The organism is Pigmentiphaga sp. MLSB6-MA01, from assembly GCF_058793475.1.
Genome location: NZ_JBXAFV010000015.1, coordinates 41,949 through 61,882, shown reverse-complemented (window position 1 = coordinate 61,882; position 19,934 = coordinate 41,949). Strand labels below are relative to the sequence as shown.

Here is a 19,934-nt window from a genome sequence, read left to right as displayed (position 1 = left end):
AATAAAAACAAAACAAACCCCAACTCGCCAGCGATGGCAACGGTAATCCCATCCAAGAAACCGGCACCAGCCCCAGGATGCGGTAGATCCGGCTCCGCCGGTCCACCCGCATCGCCCCCTGGGGGGCGCCCGAAGGGCGTAGGGGGGGGGCCTACTTCAAGCTGAAATCCACCCCCGTCTGCTTGCTGCCCTCGGCGGCCTTGGCCTCGACCCTGGGCGCGACCACGAAGGCCCGCTCGCCCAGCTTGGCCTCGCGCAGCACGGCCATCACGGCCTGCGCGCGCCGCACGGCCAGTTCGCGCAGCTGGTCGGGCCCCACGTTCACGCTGGCGGCCAGCAGCGCCTCCATGTCGGGTCCGGGCAGCGACTTGGCGAAGCCGATGACGTTGCGCGGCTTGTCGATCTTGGCGGCCTTGTAGGCGCTTTCCAGGTAGCGGGCCCGCTGCGCGGCGTCCAGGGGCGGCAAATCCTTCCCATCGACAGCGTCCCCCCCCTTCTTGCTCAAGTCTTCCCGCTGCTGTGCCCGGATCAAGGCTTCGACCCCGGCCTTGCGCAGGCCATCGGTGTCCACGGACGGGTTGGCCCGGCCAGCCACGTCCAGCTTCAATGCCGGCCGGTCGTTCAGCGCCTTGACCAGCGTCTCGATGCGCTTGCGCGCGTCGTCGTCGAGCATGGCCCGGCCCGGGGCGAAGTCGATGTGGGACAGTTCTTCACCGGACCCGAAGGCCGAGGCCAACAGCGAGAACGGCGCCGTCACGGCCCGCACGATCAGGTTGACCAGCGCCCGGAAGATGATGCCGCCCACCGAGAACTGCGGATCGTCCAACGAGCCCGAAATGGGCAGCTCGATATCGATCTCGCCCCGGCTGTTCTTGAGCAGCGATACCGCCAGCAACACGGGCAGCTTCAAGGCATCGGGGCTGTCGACGCGTTCGCCGAAGGTAAGCTGGTCGAGGAATATCTTGTTGCTGGCCTGGAGCTTGCCGTCCTGGATCAGGTAGTGCACGTCCATCGACAGCTTGCCGCGCTCGATGGCGTAGCCGGCGTACTTGGCCGCGTAGGGCGTCAGCGTCGGCAGCTCCACGCCCTTGGCGCTGGCATGGATATCCGTGTACAGCCGCGGCCCGAAGGGATGGAGCTTGCCGGTGATGTCCACCGGCGCGTCGCCGTCCACCTTGGCCGTCACCTGCACATCGGCCGGCTCGCTGTCGGCCGACGACACGGCCGATATGCTGCCGGCGATGTCGGTCAGGTTGGCGTGGTAGTTGGGCTTGACAAAGTTGTCGGTGAAATTGATCTGGCCCCGGGCCAGTTGCACCGTACCCACGCGGATGTCACGCGGCATGCCGCCCGCGTCGGGAGCGGCGGCCCCCGCCTCCCTGGCGCCCGGCTCGGCGGGCTTGCTTTCCGCCTTCGCCGCCGGCTCGGCCGGCTTGTCCGCCGTGATGGAACCCGCCTGCTCGCCGGGCTGGACGATCAGTTGCGACAGGTTCAGGCGTCCCTGCTCGCTCAGGATCACGCGCGCGAAAAAATCCTCCAGTGAAATGTCGCCCAGATCGGCCTTGAGCGTATCGCCCGCGCTCACCACATTCAGCCGCTTGAACGCCAGCCGCTTCCATTTCAGGAAATCCGCCGAGTTGAGCTTGTCGATCAGGTCCAGGCTGGAGATCTCGGCGGCGCCATTCCAGGCCGCGCGCTGCGGCTGCCTGCCGGTGGCGGCCGCGAACTCCAGCCTGCCGTCGGCACCGGCCACGACGCTTTTCACGGTGGCGTTGAGCCGGTCGGCCAGGTAGGGGGCGAGCGCCGTCAGGTCGAGCCGGTCGGCGCGCACCTGGGCCTTGACCGAAAGGGGTTCCGGCACGACCGTTCCCTTGATGTCGGCGGTGCCCCGGCCCTGGACGGACGACCGCAGCGAGAAATCGATGGGCGCGCGCAGGTCGGACCCCAGGTTGCGGGCCTCCATCTGCAAACCGTCCAGGCGCAGTGCCACGCGGGGCGATACCGACTCATCGGTCAGCCTCAGCGAACTCCTGGCGACCGCCAGCGTGCCCGCCGTCACCTTCCAGGCGGCCTGGGCCGCCCCGGAAGAAGCCGGAGCCGGCTTGCCGGCGGATCGGGCCTGGGGCGCGGCGGGAACGGCGATATCCGCCCAGCTCACGGCCGACGAGGCCGACCGGGTGGCCGCCAGTGCCAGGCCGTCGATGGCGATGCGCTCGATCCGGGCCGTGCGTCCCGCCAGGTCGCCAGCCAGCCCGCCGACGTCCAGCGATTCGAGCTTCAGGCTGGCTGCCTTGTCCGAGGCGGGCGCGGCGGCCAGCCTGCGCAGCGCGACGCTGCCGTCGCTCCAGCGCACCGCCATGGACTCCCCCTGCTCCACGTGCAGCCTCGCCGCCGCGCCCAGCGAGCCGTCGTCGATCCGCAGTGCCAGGTAGGGCTTCCATAACGGCGCCAGCGCGGGCAGCGCCAGCGCGTCCAGCTTGAGGTCCAGATCCGCGGAGAAAGGCTGGAGGCGGATCGGGCCGCTCACATCCAGGCGCCCCGCCTCACCCACGCGCGCGGCCAGGGTCAGGGGCGCGGCCTGGGCATGGGCGACGGGCAGGCTCAGGTCGCGCAATTCGGCCGAGAACTCGGAAATCCGGTAATCGAAGCGGGCCTGCTCATCGTGCCAGGCGAGCTCGCCATCCTGCAGCGCCACGGCCCCCACCGACACGTGCCAGGCATCGCCCTGGCCGGAAGCCGGCGCCGCGGGTACGGGAACCGGCGGGGAAGACGGGGACGGGGACGGGGACGGCGATGGGGACGGACCGGCGGATGGAAGCGGCGCGGCCGGAGCGGCGGTGGCTGGCGCCGCCGGCTGCTGGAAACGGGCCGCCACCTCGGCCAGGTTCACGCGGCCGTCGGCCGCGCGGCTGGCATGGATCGAGGGGCCGGCCAGGATGATGCGTTCCGCCTGGAAACGGCGCGCCAACGGTTCCAGCGCGAATTTCTCCAGCGCCAGGCTCTTGAACGCCAGCAGCGCGGCATCGCCCTGGTCGCGCACGTCGACCTCGCGCACCGTGGCATTGCCCTCCAGGCGCACCTTGGGCGCTGCCGCCCCGCCCTCCTCGAACACCAGTTGGGCATCGCTGTCCAGCCGCGCATGCTTGACCACCAGCGGCATCGCGCCCGGGACGGCATCGGCCAGCGCATCCAGCCCCAGGTCATCGATCTTGAGATGCAGCGAGGACGTGCGCGGCGTATCGAAAGGCCGCGCGGTGCCATCCAGGTTGAACGGACTGCCGTTGACCAGGGCCGACAAGCGGGGCTGCACGTCGATGTCGGTGGCATAGGCCAGGGTGGACAGGAACGGGATGCCCACCTGCAGGTCGCGCACCGTGTGCTGGCGGCCCGTGACCTTGTCGTCGACGGTAATCTCGCCATCGTCCAGCTTGACGTTGTTCAGCGAGAACCTGGGCGGCGGGCCGCCTTCCGAAGGCTTGGCCGCCAGCCGGTCGAGGATGTCGCTGATATTGAAGCGCTGCGGCCCCTCGCGGACCAGCGAGACGCGCGGCGCGGTGACCGTCAGCCCGTCCACCACCGGCGCGAACCGGAACAGCGACGAAATGGAGGCATTGACCTCGACCTGCGATACCGAGAAATCCGGATTGGCGCCCGCCCGGTCGAGGATGGCGAAATCATGGATGCGCAGGCGCAGCTTGAAGGGATTGAACGATACCTCGCCCATGCGGGCCGTCCGGCCCAGGACCTCCGGCACCTGCGCCAGGGCCACGCTCCGGACCAGCCGGGGGATGCCCCAGGCGGCCAGGGCCAGGAACAGCAGCCAGAGCGCCAGAAGGACAATGAGAATGCGCAGCAGGGGCTTGCGCCGCCGCCTGACGCCATCGACCGCTCCCGCCAGCGTGAAAGCCACGGCGCGGCCCGGTCAGAGAGAACTGGCCGACATGAACAGCTTGGTCGAGCGCGCCCCGCTGCGGCAGAAGGCCAGGACCGGCCCCGGCAGGGTCTTGAGCAGGGAAGCGAACGTGGCAACGTCGCCCGGCTGGATATTCGCCCCGTTGACCGGCTGGTGGACGTAGCTCAGCCCCGCCGCCTGCGCCGCGGCCTGCATCTGCTCGCTGGACGGCTGGGCCGGCCCGCCTTCGAAATCGGGCCGGTTGTTGATGACGCTCTTGAAACCGGCCGCGGCGACGGCCGCCATGTCGTCCGGGGCCAGTTGGGGCGCCACGGCGAAGTTTTCGGTCAGGGAAGTGAATGCGGACATGCGTGTCTCCGGAAGGATCCCCCCGCGCGCCGCGCGCGCTCCCGGAAGAGCCTTGCGGCCCGCGCGTTGCGGGAGATCGATAAGGGGTAATCCTAACTCGGAGACGACCGCCAGACAAACGAAATGCGAAGAATGCGCCGGGCTTCCGCGCCGCCCGGGCGGCGCGGATGGCCTCACGAACTGCCGGCCTTGCCCTGGATCTCGATGACGACCCGGCGGTTCGGCGCCAGGCAGGCGATCAGGTCGTTGCGATTGCGCTGGTCGCACTGCACCAACGGCTCGCGCGAGCCCCTGCCGTCCGAACTGATGAGGTTGGACGGCACGCCGGAGTTGACCAGATAGGTCACCACCGTGGCGGCCCGCTGCCGGGACAACCTGTCGTTGTAGCTCGCGCTGCCCAGCCGGTCGGCATGGCCGATCACGCGCACCCGCTCGACATCCACGCTGCGCAGTTCCTTGCCGATCTCGTCCAGGCGGCGGCGCCCTTCAGGCGACATGCTGGCCAGATCGGACCGGTCGAACGCGAACAGCGCGTCGGCGCCCAGCGTGATCTGCCTGGGAGCCGGTTTCACCGGCACGGGCGCCGGCGGCGGAGGTGGCGGCGGCGGGGCGGCCACCGGACGCGGAAACACGAAATCCGCGCACTCGCGCCGGTTCCAGTTGCCGGCTTCGGTCTGCATGTCCTTGTTGAAGCGCAACTGGTACTGGCAGGTGATGAACTCGTTGCCGTTGCCCGTGCGGAAATTGAAGATGTAGTTCCAGGTGCGCACGCCGAACACGCCCTCGCTGAAATGCGGGGGGCCGAGCAGGTCGTAGACCTGGGGCTTGGTCATGCCCGGGATCATCTGCCTGAGATTGTCCAGGTTGACGAAGGTGCCCTCCTTGAGCGATGCGGACTCGCGGGCGGGAAACTCCACCGCGGGGGGGCTGGCCCCGTTCGCCGCGGCCGCCGAAGACGGTGATGCGGGCTCCTTCGAACTGCGGAACATCGAGCAGCCGCTCATCACGGCCAGCGAAGCCACGCATGCGGTCAGCAGCGCGAGGCGCCTGCCGGCCAGGCCGGCGCGGCGGGCATGGGGGTTCTTTTCTTGCATCCTGACCTCCGATGATTCGTTCATGCGCGCTACCACTGGTAACCCGCGCCGATGACGGCGCCCAGCTTGCCCTGCGAGTTGACGTTGCCGGCGATCTTGTAGACCCAGCGGCCATTCTCGGAAATGGTGGACAGCCCCACGGCGATGGCGGATTGGCCGAGATAATGGCTGGCCGCCGCCGAGGCCATGCTGCGTCCCGGGGTGTACGCCTGCGGCAGGCCCGCCACCGCCATGGCCGACGCCGCGCCGGCATTGGCATTGCGCTCGACCTTGCGCAGGTCGTCGCGCACGTTGTTGATGCTGCTGGTGAAGTCCGACGTGGCGCTGCGCAACTGCCGCAGGTTGACGGCATCCGTGTCCGCGGTGCCGTCGCCCACGTTGACGACCTGCCGCTCCGCGCCCTCCGCTCCCACCGACACCACGTTGGGCCGGTTCGCCACCGAGTTCGTGCCCAATGCCACGCTGTTGGCGCCGCTGGCCTGCGCCCCGGTACCCAGCGCCATGCTGTTGGCCACGGTGGCCTGCGCATTGTTGCCCAGCGCGACGGTATTGCTCTGGGCGGCATTGGCCTGGTTGCCGATCGCGACCGAGTTGGTCGCCGAGGCGCCGGTCTGCGCGCCGTTGCCCATGGCCATGCTGCCCGAGCCCTCGGCCTTGGCGCCAGTGCCGAAAGCCGAGGAATTGGCGCCCGACGCGAGCGCGGAGTTGCCGACCACCGTCGAATTGACGCCCAGGGCCTGGGCCGAGTTGCCGACGGCCGTCGCGTTCTCGCCCTTGGCGATGGACGCGTTGCCGACCGCCGTCGCCGCGGCGCCTTCCGCCACCGCGCCGGCGCCGCCGGCCACCGAGTCCTTGCCGGTGGGCTTGGGTTTGTCCCGCGCGAGCGAGTTCTCGATCTGGAACATCCCGTCCTTGCCTTCCTGGATGTTCGTCACGTCGTTCTTGATATTGGTGACGTCGCCCGAGACTTCCTTCAACTGCGCGTAGTTGACGGCGTCGGTATCCTCCGTGCCGCGCGCCACGTTGGTGACCTGGCGTTCCTTGCCCGCGGCGCCCACCGATACGGTGTTGTCGCGGTCGGCCACCGAGCCTGCTCCCAGCGCGACGCTGTTGTTCGCCTTGGCCTCGGAATTGGCGCCGATGGCGGTCGAATCCGTTCCCGTGGCCTTGGAGCCCGACCCCACCGAGGTCGCATTCGCGCCGCTGGCGGTCGAACCGGCGCCCATCGCCGTCGACTGCGCGCCGGTGGCCTTGGAATCGGAGCCCACCGCCGTCGACGCCGCCCCGGAAGCCGTCGATGCGCCCCCCATCGCCACGCTATTGTCGGCGGCCGTGGTCGCGCCATTGCCGACCGCCACGCCGTTGGCGCCGTTGGCCACCGCGGCCGGACCCGCGGCGACGCTGTTCGTGCCGACGGCCTGCGCCGCGGCCAGGGTCGAGTTGGCCTTGAAGTACTTGGTATCGACGCTGATGTCGTTGATCCGCTTGTACAGGCTGAGGTTGCTCATGACGTTGGTCTCGTCCTGAGTCCAGCCCCACAGTTGCGAACCGTTGATCGCCTCGGTGCTGGTCGAGATCACCGCGCCCTTGGCCACGTTCGAGATCACCGTGCCCGTGCCGCCCGGATTCAGCGTGATCTTGGTCTTGGTGTCGTCGTCGTACTTGACCGCCAGCTTGTCCACGTCGCCGATGCGGTTGTCCACCGCCTTCAACTGCGCGATGTTGGCCGCGTCGTTGTCGGCGCTGCCCGCCGAGACGTTGGTGACCCGGCGCGTGGCGCCGGCGCTGCCCACCGAGACCTCGCCCGCCGACGATTGCCGCGCGGTCAGCGCATAGGCCACATAGTCGGACTGCGCGCCCACGGTCGTGGTGGAACCCGCGCCCAGGGCGACGCTGTTGGCCAGGCTGGCATTGGCGCCGTTGCCCAGCGCGACGGCGTTGGCCGCGGAAGCAACCGATGCGCCGCCGGCGGCCACGCTGTCCGTGCCGGCGGCCGACGCGGCCGCCAGGGTGGAGTTCGCCTTGAAGTACTTGGTGCCGCTGTTGTCGATGTTGGTGACGCGGTTGTCCACGTTCGTCACGCGATTGTCGACGTTGGTGATGTTGGTGTTGGTGTCGTTCAGCTGCGAACCGTTCACCGCGTCGGTGCTGGTCGCATTCACGGCACCGGCCTTGACGTTGGTCACGACCGTGCCGCCCGCGCCGGCCAGCGTCACCTTGCCACGGGTGGCGTCGTCGTACTTGACCGAGTTGACATCGACGTTGTCGATCTGGTCGGACACGGCCTTGAGCTGGCGCACGTTGACGGCATCGGTATCGGCCGTGCCGCCCGCCACGTTGATGATCTGCCGCTCGTTGCCCGTGGAGCCCACGGATACCGCGCCGCGCACCGGCACGGCCACGTTGGAGAACCTTTCCTTGCCGCCGCCCTCGCGATCCGACACCGACTGGAAGCCCAGCGCGACGCCTCCCGCCACGGTCGACGACGCGCTGGCGCCGACGATGGTCTGGCCGTTGGCGTTGCCGTAGGTGCTGTCGCCGATCAGGACCGAGTGGCCCTTGCGCGCCGCGTAGTTGGTATCGGGCACGCCCGGCATGTTGGGATCGGTGAAGATGGCGCCCGCGTCTTCGTTGGGCAGGATGTGCTTGGCGTTGGTGCCGATCACGACTTCCTGCGAACCGTTGGCCGAGGCGCCGTCGCCGATCAGCACCTGGTTGTTCTGCGCGGCGGGCACGTCCCAGCACGTGGCGCCGGCCAGGCCCAGGACATTCAGGCAGTTGTTCTTGTCGACCCACGACGGCGGCTGCGTTCCCGGCAGCAGCAAGCCGTTGTTATAGGTCAGTCCGGAATTGATGTTGGTGATGTAGTTGCCCGAGGTCACGCCGCCCAGCAGGGTGAGTTTCTGCTCGGGCAGGGATCCGCCCAGCGTGCCCTGCAACGTCCCCGTCACCGGCGCCAGGTCCAGGATGGGGATGCCCAGCAGGTTGACCACGCTGAACCGGGCGTTGATGTTCTCGCGGTTCACGCTCAGCGCGCCGGAGCGCAGCCAGGCTTCCTTCTGGCCGAACAGGCTCATCGTCAGCGGCTGCAGGCCCTGGCCGACGCCGCCCAGCAGGCCGGCGGTGCCGATCACCAGGCCCGTGGGCGCGGGCGGATTGAGCGGCGGGGGCTCCGAGCCCGACGAGGCCGCGACCGCCATGGTCTGGCGGTTGGAACTGTTGGGGAACAGCGAACCGCCGGTGGGCAGGATGCCCGGCGTGCCGTTGCCGCTCAGGGGCGACATGGGCGAGGCCGGCACGCTGTTGGACAGCGTGGCGACCGATCCCAGCGACGCCGCCGAAGCGACGGCGCCGTCGGCAGGCGACACGGAATTCCTGGCCTTGTCGGCCGGCGCGGAAGCCAGCACCTCGGCAAGCTTGGCGGGCACCGCCTCGACGGCATTGCCGACCTTGCCCGACGCCACGCGCTTGGCCACCGCGGCGGGCGCCGCGGCGATGGTCTGCACGGCGGCCGGAACAGGGGTGGCGGCCAGGACCTCGGTCACCACGGGCAGCGAGGGCACCGCCTCGGCGATGGGAACCTGCTGCAATGCCGAGGCTGGCGGCAGGATGGACGAACCGACGCCGGCCAGGGCCGCCGCCGTCTGCGAGACAGCCTGCTGCACGCCCGCCGCGACCGGGGCGACCCTGGGCGCCGCATTGGTCGTGGCCTGGAGCATCTGGCTCATCACGCCCACCGCGGCGCCTTCGGTCAACCGTGCGTTCGACAGGCCCGGAACGCCGTGCATGCCGTCGGCCGCCGCCGGCGCCATCCATGCGCCGGCCATCAGCGCCACGGCAAGCGCACCCGCCTTGCCGGCGCCTCCCTTACCTCTTGCTCGCGCGGTTTCGGCAACCGCCACCCAACATCCGAGCCTCTGGCTCCACACGGTGCGATAGGTCTTGTTCAATTTCAGCCCCCACAGATAGGTATCCCATCAGCGCACGATCCGCCGGATGGGGAGTCGGTCGATGCTGGAAAACACGTTTGCGGAAGCTTTGAGCAAAAGCTATGCCATCAGCCTCGCACCTGTGCGGGACCGTGCCCGCGCGCCCCCCGGAACCAGGGTGCGCGAAGGGGCGGAAACGTTGAAAACAAACGGGATATCGGCAATCCGAAGATGTGTCTTCGGTGCGATAGTCACACCGATTCCCGATCCGGCCACACGGGGCGGGAGGCCGAAACGTTACGTACCATACACAGGAGCGTTACGTAACGCGCGGCGGCCGGGAACGTCCCGCGACGACGTCGCGCGCCACTTCGATGAAGGCCGCCGCCGCGGCCGAAGGCGACCGGAAACGATCGCGTATCAGCACGATTTCCGACCGGACCACCGGGTCGCGCAGCGGCCGGGCCACCGAATTGCCCTCGCCGGGCACCAGCGCGCCGTAGGGCGGCATGATGGCGGCGCCGAAGCCGGCCTCCACCAGGCTGATGACCGTGCTCAACTGGACGACTTCGACGGCGATCTCCGGTTGCAGGTCCAGGCGCGCGAAGCATCCGTCCAGGAACTGCCGGAAGGAATTCTCCGGCGTGAGGGCCACCAACGGCGTCGCCGCCAGGTCCGCCCACTTCACCTGGCGCCGGCGCGCCAGCGGATGGTCGCGCGGCAGCAGCGCCACCAGCGGCCCTTCCAGCAACGGATCGGCCAGGTATTCGTCGCGGTCCGCCGGCAGCATGCCTATGCCCAGGTCGATATCGGCAGACGCGATGCCCGCGGGGATGGCTTCGGAAGGAATATCGCGCAGCGTCAGCGCGATGTGGGGATAGGCGCTGCGGAACCGGGCGGCGATGCCTACCAGCAGGCGCGACATCAACAGGGGCGGGGCGGCCACCGTCACGTGGCCGTGCTGGCGCGACGCCAACCCCTTGACATTGCCGACCGCCGCCGAGAGATCGGCCAGCAGGCGGGAGGCCGGCCCCCGGAACTCCCGCCCGGCGTCGGTCAGGCTGACCTGGCGCGTGCTGCGGTCGAACAGGCGGCACTCCAGGCTCTGCTCCAGTTCACGTATCAGGATGCTCAAGCCCGACTGGGAGATATGGATGCGCTGAGCCGCCTTGCTGAAGTTCCCTTCATTGCACACCGCGACGAAGGCCTCCAGTTGGCGCAGGGATATCGACATCGTGCGGACCCGCCCGGGAAGTATTGAAAATCACTATGAATCTATATGAATATTTCAATTTTTACAATTAGTCGACTCTGCTAGATTGGGCGGAACGCATACCGCAGGAGCCATCCGGCCGTGCCGTCCACCCTGGTCCTCCACCGAGGCAAGATCATCACCTGCAACGACCGCGGCGACATCGCCTCGGCCGTCGCGATCCGTGGCCGGCACATCGCCGCCGTGGGACGCGATGACGACATACTCGCCATGGCCGGTCCGCAGGCGCGGCGGGTGGACCTGGGCGGCAAGGCGGTGCTGCCAGGGCTGACCGACGGCCACGCCCACATGGACCGCGAGGGCCTGCGTCGCCATCTGCCCAGCCTGGCCGGCGCGCGCACGCGGGACGACATCCTGGACATCATCGCCGCCGAAGCCGCCAAGGCGCCGCCGGGAACCTGGATCGTGACCCAGCCCGTCGGCCGGCCACCGGAGTATCCCGAGCCGGAAGATGCGCTGGCCAACGGCCGCTACCCCACGCGAGACGACCTGGACCGGGTCAGTCCCGGCCATCCCGTCTACATCCGGCCCATCTGGGGATATTGGCGCAACCGCGCGCCGTTGGTCTCGGTCGCCAACAGCCGCGCCCTGGCGCTGGCGGGCGTGACGCCGGCCACGGCCTCGCCGTCGCCCGATGTCGACATCGAACGCGATGCCTCGGGGCGCCCCACCGGCCGGTTCGTCGAACGGACACTGGTGCCCATCGTCGAACATACGCTGATGCGCGCGGCCCCGGGCTTCACCGCCGAGCAGCGCGCCAGCGGCCTGCGGCACGCGATGGCCGAATACAACCGCTACGGCACCACGGCCGTGTTCGAAGGACACGGCGTCGCCGACGAAGTCATCGACGCCTACCGGACGGTCCGGAACCAGGACGCATCGACCGTGCGGTCCACCCTGGTCCTGAGCCCCTACTGGGGGCCTCGCGGCCAAGGGCAGGCGCTGGAACTGCTGCGCGAATGGAGCGCCTGGCTGGCCCGCCGCGGCCGGGGCGACGAGATGCTGCGGATACAGGGCCTGTATGCCGAGATCGACAAGGATCCGCTGAACAACATGCTGCGGGCCGGCAATCACCCCTGTACCGGCTGGGCCGGCTTCCAGGCGGGAGCCGCCCTGGATGCCGGCACGCTGGCGCCGCTGCTGGCCGAGGCCGCCCGCGCCGGCATCCGCGTGGCGGGCATCTGGCCCGACCTGCTGCCCCTGTTCGAGCAGGCCCACCGCCAGCATCCCATCGACGACCAACGCTGGGTGCTCGGCCACCAGCCGGTGATCGACACCGACACCCTGGCCCGGATACGCGATCTCGGCCTCGTTCTGACCACGCATACCAATCGCCATATCTATAAGGACGGCGATCTCTGGATGCAGCGCCGCGGCGCCGGCGGCCAGGACGACATCGTGCCGCTGCGCCGCCTGCGGGATGCCGGAGTGGCCGTCGCCTTCGGCAGCGACAACCTGCCGGTCTCGCTGTTCGGCCCCATCTGGCACTCGATCGCGCGCCGCAGCCGCGGCGGCGGCCCCGTGGCCCCCGGCCAGGCGCTGAGCAGGCAGGAAGCCCTGGACGTCGCCACGCGAGGCGGCGCCTACCTGACATTCGACGAAAACGTCCGAGGCTCGATCGAACCCGGCAAGCTGGCCGACCTGACGATGCTGAACGCCGACCCGCTGACCTGCGCCGAGGACGAGATCGCCACGCTGCATTCCCTGTTGACGGTGGTCGATGGCCACATCGTCGCACCACCCCCCGAAGGAGTTTGCCCATGAAATCCGTCCCGTTCCAGGCCCGCCGGCTGGCGGTCGCCAGTCTCGCCGCCGCCTGCGCCCTCGCATCGACCGCCGCCGTCGCGGCCGATGCCTGGCCCTCGCGCCCCATACGCGTGGTGGTCCCCTACGCGCCCGGCAATACCGGCGACATCACCCTGCGCTTCGTCCAGTTGCAATTGGAAAAGCAGTTTGGCGTACGCATCCTGATCGACAACAAGAGCGGCGCATCCGGCAACATCGGCGCCGACGAAGTGGTGCGCGCCGCCCCCGACGGCTACACCTTCCTGCTGGGCGCGACCAACAACTTCGTCACCAACCAGTACCTGTTCAAGGGCATGCGCTTCGATCCGACCAAGGACCTCCTGCCCGTGTCCCTGCTGAGCAACGGCCCGTCCGTGCTGGTGGTCAATGGCTCGTCCGACATCCGCACCCTGTCCGACCTGACCGCGGAAGCGAAGAAAAACCCCGGCAAGCTGAACTTCGGCTCGCCCGGCAACGGCACCCCGCCTCACCTGGCGGCCGAGCTGTACAGCCAGCTCGCCAACGTGCAGCTGACCCACGTTCCCTACCGGGGCTCGCCGCCCGCCGTCCAGGCGCTGATGGCGGGCGAGATCCAGCTCTACGTGACCGCGCTCAGCTCGGTGGCCGGCCACGTGGCCAGCGGCCGGCTGCGCGCCATCGCCGTGGCCGACGGCGAGCGCCTGGCCATGCTGCCGTCGGTGCCGACCACGGCCGAGCAAGGCCTGCCAGGACTCGTCACGGGCAACTGGTGGGGACTGGCCGCGCCAGTGGGCACCGATCCGCAGATCATCGACAAGTTTTCCGGCGCGCTGCGCGAGGTCCTGAAGGACCCCGCCATCCGCAAGCAATACACCGACATCGGCGTCACGCCGCTGGGCAGCACGCCGGCCGAGTTCGCCGCGCGCATCAAACAGGAGGCGAAGGCCTGGAAAGCCGTGATCGACAAGGCCAACATCCAGCCCGAGTAAAAGAAAGAAGGGCCCGGCGGGGCCTTCAGAATTCGGTGTGCAGGCGCAGCGCGAACACCTTGGCCGGCCCCCGGTCGCGGTTGTAGCCGGGATGCCGGATGTATTGCGCGTCCGCGGTGATCCAGAGCCGCTTCAAGGGCCGCCAGCTGTAATAGGCCTCGGCGACCTGTTCCGTACCGTAGTTCAGGTTGCCATCGCCGAGAAAGGCGCCCAGCCCGCCGCGGCGCAGATATTCGCGGTGGGAGGAACTGAGCGCATTGATCGCGGCCGCCACGCCCACGGTGTCGCCGGAGCGGCCCCAAGCCGCGCCGTCGAACACCACGCCGCCCGAGACCGAGCGGTCGATCTCGGTGAAAGCATAGGTCTCGGTCTTGCCGTCGGCCCAGTTGAGGCGGACGAAGGCGGTGGCGCTGTCGGTCAGCGCCTGCTCCAGGCTCACTCCCATTCCGAGCTTGGCCTGTTCCTTGCGCACCGCCGCCAGATCGGGCGTTCCGCCCCGCGCCGCCACCAGCGCATCGTCGAAGCTCCCCATGTTCGCCTTGTTGCGGAAGGCCAGCACCCGCAGCGTGCCGGGCCGGTCCATCACGGCGTACGACTTCTCGAACTCGACCTGATCACCGTAGTGGCGCCCCAGCCGCCGGTCCAGCGGCAGGCCGTTGGACTCCCGGGGCTGCATGAAGCGGCCGGCGCGCACCGCCCAGCCGTCATCGATGTATTCCAGCATGGCGCCCCACGTATAGCCGCGGGCATCCGCGGCATAGTCATAGCTGCCGTGCGCCATGAAGGACCAGTTCATGAACTGCGTGCGCGGGTCATGGCTGACCGACACCGCGTCGAACGCATCCAGCACCGAGATGTTGCCCGCCGTCAGCACGAGACGCCGCTTGTCGACGAAACCCGCGAGCTGGTTCATGTCCGGCTCGACCGCCTCGCGCCCGCCACCCAGCCCCCAGGTCTGCCGCAGGAAGGCGCGGGCGCGGTAGAAGACCATGTCCGAGCCCGCGGTCTTGGCCAGTTCGCCGTTGGGCAGGCCGGCCAGGCCATGCAGGCCGGAGAACGCGACGCCCTGAGCGCCTTCGCCATTGAAATGGACCTCGGCCCCTTCCCACAACCGGGCGCCCACGTCCACGGTGGCCGTCAACGAATAGCTCGTGGCGCTGGCCCCCGACAGCGAGTTCTCCCCCTGGTATGGGGAGGCGAACGAAGGCTTGCGCTGCCACACATAGGTCGATTGGGCATGGATGGCGAAATCCTCCGCCTCGACCTGCGGCGACTCTTGCGCCATCGCGGGCGCAACCAGCAAACCAGTCAGCAGGAGCCCACAGACCCGCAGCAGACGGAACACGACCATCATTCTTTTTATGCTCGCGACGCAATCACTCAACGTACAATTATGCCCGCCCCGCGTGACACATCGGTGACTCGGGGCACTGAACCGGCGGCGCAAGCGCCCCATTCGCCATAAAACGAGGAGACCCGCCCCCATGACCCCGCAGCCGGCCGACCGTCCGCGCCAACGCCTGATCGTCGCCATCACCGGAGCCAGCGGCTCCATCTATGGCCTGCGCCTGCTCGAAGCGCTGCGCGAACTGCCCGACTGGGAAAGCCATCTGGTCGTGTCCGAAGCTGGCGTGCTCAACACCATGCACGAACACGGACTCGGCCGCAAGGACCTGGCCTCGCTGGCCGACGTGGTCTACCACCCCGGCGATGTCGGCGCCGCCATTGCAAGCGGCTCCTTCCTGACCGCCGGCATGGTCATCGCCCCCACCTCGATGAAGACCCTCGCGGCCGTGGCCCACGCCTACGCCGACAACCTCATCACCCGCGCCGCCGACGTCGTCCTGAAAGAACGCCGCCGCCTCGTCCTCCTGACCCGCGAAGCCCCCCTGAACCTCGCCCACCTGCGCAACATGGTGGCCGTCACAGAAATGGGCGGCGTCGTCTTCCCCCCCGTCCCCGCCTTCTATTCCGGCGCCCAAAGCGTGGACGACATCGTCAACCACACCGTACTGCGCACCCTGGACCTCTTCGGCATCCACTCCGACCGCCTCAAGCGCTGGAAGGGCCTGGGGGAAAGGCCCCCCCCTACGCGCTGACGCGCGCCCCCCAGGGGGCGGCGCTGGCGGACCGGCAAAGCCGGATCCGCGGCGCCCTGGATCAAAGCAAGCATGCGGTGCTCCGCACCGAGACAACCCCACTAGACCCAGGATGCGGAGGGTCCGGCTCCGCCGGTCCTCTCGCATCGCCCCCTGGGGGGCGCGCCAGCGCGTACGGGGGGTCTCAATACGGCAACCCGACGTAGTTCTCCGCGAGCGAGGTCGATGCGGCTTGAGAACCGACCAGGTAGCCCAGTTCGGCGTGCTGGATCTTCTGGCCGAAATCGCCGTTCTCCGGGAACTTGTGCATCAGCGAGGTCATCCACCACGAAAAGCGGACGGCCTTCCAGACGCGGTCCAGGCAGCGTGCGGAATAGGTATCGATGCCCTGCTGGTCGCCACCGTAGTAGCGGATGATGGCGTCGGACAGGTAGCGTACGTCCGATACCGCCAGGTTCAAGCCCTTGGCGCCCGTGGGCGGCACGATGTGGGCCGCGTCGCCGGCCAGGAACAGCCGGCCGAAGCGCATGGGCTCGGCCACGAAGCTGCGCAGCGGCGCGATGCTTTTCTCGATGGACGGACCGGTCACCAGCGACGCGGCCGCCTCGGCGTCCAGCCGGCCGCGCAATTCGTCCCAGAACCGTTCGTCCGACCAGTTCTCGACCTTGTCGTCCAGCGGGCACTGCACGTAATAGCGGCTGCGCGTGTGCGAACGCATGCTGCACAGCGCGAAGCCCCGTTCGTGGTTCGAGTAGATGAGTTCATCCGACACCGGCGGCGTCTCGGACAGGATGCCCAGCCAGCCGAACGGATAGATCTTCTCGTAGGTCTTGATGGCGGACGCGGGCACGCTGGCGCGGCTCACCCCGTGGAAACCGTCGCAGCCCGCGATGAAGTCGCACTCCACCACGTGCTCCACGCCGTCCTTGCGGTACGTGACCCTGGGCCGGCCGGTATCGAAATCGTGCACGCGGACCTGCTCGGCCTCGTACACCGTCGCATAGCCGGCGGCCTCGCGCGCATCCATGAGATCGTGGGTGACTTCGGTCTGGCCGTAGACCATGACGCTCTTGCCGCCCGACAGCGTCTTCAGGTCGATGCGGTGGCGCTGGCCATCAAAGCACAGTTCGATGCCGCCGTGCACCAGGCCCTGCTCGTGCATGCGGCGGCCGGCGCCGATCTCGTCCAGCAGGTCGACTGTGCCCTGTTCCAGGACGCCCGCACGGATGCGGCCCAGCACGTACTCCTTGCTGCGCTGTTCGATGATGAGCGTCTCGATGCCCGCCCGGGAAAGGATCTGCCCGAGAAAGAGTCCGGCCGGCCCGGACCCGATGATTGCGACTTGGACCCTCATGGCATGTCTCCTGCATAGGTTCTGACTTTCAATCATCTTAAGAGCCGGGCCGGCTGCGCGCGATAGATTATGGAGACATCTTCATGGATAATCCGAACATCTTGCGCGCCAGGAACCTCGGCCATGAAAAGCATCGTCCCCACCTACGCCCTGTACGGCGAGCACGGCAAGAACCTTGTCCCGGAAAGCCTTCATTGCGAATCCATCCCCCAGCGCAGCCGCCTGTACGACTGGGAAATCAAACTGCACCGCCATGACTTGTTCGTACAAATTCTGTACATACGGTCAGGCACCGCCGACATCCAGTTCGACGATCGCCGCTTCACTGTCCACGGTCCCTGCGCCCTGTTCGTTCCCGCCCTGCACGCACACGGTTTCCGCTTTTCCGAAGACATAGACGGCGCGGTCATCACCATCGTCACGCAACAACTGGAAAGCCTGCTGGCGCACCACACCGATCTCTTTCCCCACTTCCAGGCGCCGCGCCACGTCCCGTTCGACACCGGGGAAGCCGCCTATGCGCCCTTTTCGCAATCGATCGAACTGTTGCTGGCCGAGTACGACGAAACCCATGCCTGGCGGCTGCCGCTGCTGGAGTCCCTGCTGGGCACCGTGCTGGTCTTGCTGGCCCGCAAGATCGCCACGCTGGCCGGCCCGCGGCCCGGCCGGCGCAGCTCGCGCGGCGTCATGCACCTGCACCGTTTCAAGACCCTGCTGAACCGCAGTTTCCGCGACCAGCGCGACATCGCCTATTACGCCGAGCGCCTGGGCATCACGCCCACGCAGTTGAACCGGATCTGCCGCGACGAACTGGGCCTGTCGGCCCTGGGCGTCGTCAATGACCGCCTGCTGACCGAGGCGCGCCGCGACCTGGCCTATTCGTCGCTGAGCGTGAAGGAAATCGCCCTGACGCTGGGGTTTTCCGATCCCGGCTATTTCTCGCGCTTCTTCACCAAACACGCGGGCGCATCGCCCAGCGACTTCCGCGCCATGGTGCGCGACCAGCTCGACCGCAACCGCGCCGCCCCGCCTCCCGGGGCTTGACCGCTTTCCGCTTTCCCCATTACTTTCAGGAACCTGTAAGTTTTCCGCCCGCGCCGCGCCGCCGGGCGCGAGGCCTGCGGCCGCTGGACGACCACGCACCCCTGCCCCTGCATCGAGGACCCTCCCGTCATGAGCAACGCGTTACCCGCATCGAACCCGCATGCGTCCACCCCGGATGCCGCCGCCAAGCCCACCTCGCGCCCGCTGCTCGGCACGCTGGACATCATGGCGCTGGTCGTGGGCATCGTCATCGGGGCCGGCATCTTCAGCGCGCCGTCGCTGGTGGCCATGCATGCGGGATCTCCCTCCGCGATGATGATGGCCTGGATCGTGGGCGGCCTGATCTCCGTCGCCGGCGCGCTGTGCTACGCGGAACTGGCCAGCACCTATCCGCATGCCGGCGGCGACTACCACTACCTGCGGCGCGCGTTCGGCACCCGCTTGTCCTTCCTGTTCGCATGGGCGCGGCTGACCGTCATCCCCACCGGCTCGATCGCCCTGCTGGGCTACATCTTCGGCGACTACGCGTCGCAGATCGTCTATCTCGGGCCGGCTTCGCCGGCCATCTACGCGGCCGCGATCATCATCGTGCTGACAGTGGTGAACGTGGCGGGCCTGAGCACCGGCAAATGGACCCAGAACCTGCTGACGGCCCTGGAAGTGGGCGGCGTCCTGCTGATCATCGCGGTGGGCTTGCTGTACGTGCCCGAGACGGCGCCGGCCGCCGCGCCCGCCGCCTCGTCATCCGGCGTCGCCAACTGGGGCCTGGTCCTGATCTTCGTGATGCTGACCTACGGCGGATGGAACGAGGCCGCCTACATCTCGGCCGAGGCCTCGGGCTCGGGACGAACCCTGCCGCGCGCGCTGTTCTGGAGCCTGGCGCTGATCACGCTGCTTTACCTGCTGGTCAACCTGGCTTACCTGAACGTGCTGGGCCAGGAAGGCATGGGTGCCTCGTCGGCCGTCGCCGCCGACATGATGCGGCGGGCGCTGGGCGAATCGGGCGCGCAGCTGATCGCGCTGTTGATCGCGATCTCCGCGCTCACGTCGGCCAACGCCACCATCCTGACCGCCTCGCGCACCACCTACGCCTTCGGCCAGGACACGCCGGCCTTCTCCATGCTGGCCAAATGGCATCCGCAATGGAACACGCCGGTCAATGCCCTGTGGGTCCAGGCGGCCATCTCGCTGGCGCTGGTCGCGCTGGGGGCGTTCACCCGCAGCGGCTTCGCCACCATGGTCGAATACACCGCGCCGGTGTTCTGGCTGTTCTTCGTGCTGAGCGGCCTGGCGCTGTTCGTGCTCCGGCGCAAGGACCCTGGCGCCCATCGCCCCTTCCGCGTTCCGTTGTATCCGCTGACGCCGCTGCTGTTCATCGCGACCAGCGGCTATCTGCTCTACGCCAGCCTGCGCCATACCGGTATCGGCGCCCTGGTGGGCATTGCCGTGCTGGGTGTCGGCGCGCTGCTCATGCTCGCCCAGCCCCGCGGCAGCACTCCGCCCGCATCCTGATCCGCCACGCTTCCCGGAGCCAAGCCGCCATGAATCGCCGCCAGTTCTGCCTGACCACCCTGGCCGCCGCCGCGACCGGCCCCGCCTGGGGCCAGTCCTTCGGAACCGCCAAGCCCGTTCCCCGCACGCCCGACGTGATTTTCGTGCCCACGCCCCAGCCGGTGGTGGACGCGATGCTGCAGGTGGCCCGGGTCGGCCCCGACGATATCCTGTACGACCTGGGTTCTGGCGACGGCCGCATCCCGGTCACCGCGGCCAAACGCTTCGGCACGCGTGGCGTAGGCATAGACCTGGATCCCCAACGCATCGGCGAGGCCAACGACAATGCGCGCAGCCAGCAGGTCACCGACAAGGTCCGCTTCATCCAGGGCGATCTGTTCGAGCAGGACCTGAGCCCGGCCACGGTCATCACGCTCTATCTGCTGCCCCATCTCAACCTCAAGCTGCGCCCCACCCTGCTCGCGCTCAGACCCGGGACCCGCATCGTGTCGCACGCGTTCGACATGGGAGACTGGGCGCCCGAGCAGACCCTGACGGTGGACAACAAGCGGATCTTCTTCTGGACCGTGCCGGCCCGCTAGGCTGGATCGGCGCTCGCTTTCTCCTCCCGGTCTT

General features: G+C 68.5%; 13 protein-coding genes. 6 read left to right on the top strand and 7 right to left on the bottom strand.

Annotated elements, in window-relative coordinates:
- Positions 1–151 precede the first annotated feature (151 nt).
- From AC1Q6E_RS22295 to AC1Q6E_RS22275, 5 genes are all read right to left on the bottom strand, one after another.
- A complete protein-coding gene (locus AC1Q6E_RS22295) occupies positions 152–3,910 on the bottom strand; it encodes a DUF748 domain-containing protein (RefSeq protein ID WP_492573535.1) in 3,759 nt (1,252 codons plus the stop codon).
- Positions 3,911–3,922: 12 nt separating this feature from the next.
- Positions 3,923–4,261, bottom strand: coding sequence for a protein tyrosine phosphatase family protein (locus AC1Q6E_RS22290; RefSeq protein ID WP_152798755.1), 339 nt, complete (start codon positions 4,259–4,261; stop codon positions 3,923–3,925).
- Between the two features lie 173 nt (positions 4,262–4,434).
- The gene (locus AC1Q6E_RS22285) at positions 4,435–5,379 is read right to left on the bottom strand and encodes an OmpA family protein (protein ID WP_296559538.1); all 945 of its coding nucleotides are present in this window, start codon (positions 5,377–5,379) and stop codon (positions 4,435–4,437) included.
- Between the two features lie 5 nt (positions 5,380–5,384).
- On the bottom strand, positions 5,385–9,305 hold the full coding sequence (locus tag AC1Q6E_RS22280) for a YadA-like family protein (RefSeq protein WP_492573534.1): 3,921 nt from the start codon (positions 9,303–9,305) through the stop codon (positions 5,385–5,387).
- 298 nt (positions 9,306–9,603) lie between these two features.
- Positions 9,604–10,518, bottom strand: coding sequence for a LysR family transcriptional regulator (locus tag AC1Q6E_RS22275; protein ID WP_492573533.1), 915 nt, complete (start codon positions 10,516–10,518; stop codon positions 9,604–9,606).
- Between the two features lie 120 nt (positions 10,519–10,638).
- Here AC1Q6E_RS22275 and AC1Q6E_RS22270 point away from each other — a divergent pair, with 120 nt between their 5' ends.
- Together AC1Q6E_RS22270 and AC1Q6E_RS22265 are read left to right on the top strand one after the other, a co-directional pair.
- Complete coding sequence (locus tag AC1Q6E_RS22270) at positions 10,639–12,321, top strand: amidohydrolase (RefSeq protein WP_152798749.1); 1,683 nt, start codon at positions 10,639–10,641, stop codon at positions 12,319–12,321.
- A complete protein-coding gene (locus AC1Q6E_RS22265) occupies positions 12,318–13,310 on the top strand; it encodes a Bug family tripartite tricarboxylate transporter substrate binding protein (RefSeq protein WP_152798747.1) in 993 nt (330 codons plus the stop codon). The genes AC1Q6E_RS22270 and AC1Q6E_RS22265 overlap by 4 nt, the downstream gene beginning before the upstream one ends.
- A gap of 25 nt (positions 13,311–13,335) precedes the next feature.
- On the opposite strand, the gene AC1Q6E_RS22260 is transcribed toward AC1Q6E_RS22265, so the two are convergent.
- Entirely contained in the window at positions 13,336–14,661 is a 1,326-nt protein-coding gene (locus tag AC1Q6E_RS22260) for a carbohydrate porin (RefSeq protein WP_296559557.1), read from the bottom strand.
- Between the two features lie 133 nt (positions 14,662–14,794).
- Between AC1Q6E_RS22260 and AC1Q6E_RS22255 the strand changes: the two genes are divergently transcribed.
- Entirely contained in the window at positions 14,795–15,409 is a 615-nt protein-coding gene (locus tag AC1Q6E_RS22255; RefSeq protein WP_152798743.1) for a UbiX family flavin prenyltransferase, read from the top strand.
- A 184-nt stretch (positions 15,410–15,593) separates the two neighbouring features.
- Here the strand turns inward: AC1Q6E_RS22255 and pobA are convergent, their stop codons facing one another.
- Positions 15,594–16,763 carry a 4-hydroxybenzoate 3-monooxygenase gene (gene pobA, locus AC1Q6E_RS22250; protein WP_296559545.1) on the bottom strand — a complete coding sequence of 390 codons (1,170 nt, stop codon included), beginning with the start codon at positions 16,761–16,763 and terminating at the stop codon, positions 15,594–15,596.
- 123 nt (positions 16,764–16,886) lie between these two features.
- On the opposite strand from pobA, the gene AC1Q6E_RS22245 reads away from it, so the two are divergent.
- From AC1Q6E_RS22245 to AC1Q6E_RS22235, 3 genes are all read left to right on the top strand, one after another.
- Positions 16,887–17,807, top strand: coding sequence for a helix-turn-helix domain-containing protein (locus AC1Q6E_RS22245; protein ID WP_296559547.1), 921 nt, complete (start codon positions 16,887–16,889; stop codon positions 17,805–17,807).
- A 129-nt stretch (positions 17,808–17,936) separates the two neighbouring features.
- Complete coding sequence (locus AC1Q6E_RS22240) at positions 17,937–19,319, top strand: APC family permease (RefSeq protein ID WP_152798737.1); 1,383 nt, start codon at positions 17,937–17,939, stop codon at positions 19,317–19,319.
- 29 nt (positions 19,320–19,348) lie between these two features.
- The gene (locus AC1Q6E_RS22235; RefSeq protein ID WP_152798735.1) at positions 19,349–19,900 is read left to right on the top strand and encodes an SAM-dependent methyltransferase; all 552 of its coding nucleotides are present in this window, start codon (positions 19,349–19,351) and stop codon (positions 19,898–19,900) included.
- Positions 19,901–19,934: the final 34 nt, after the last annotated feature.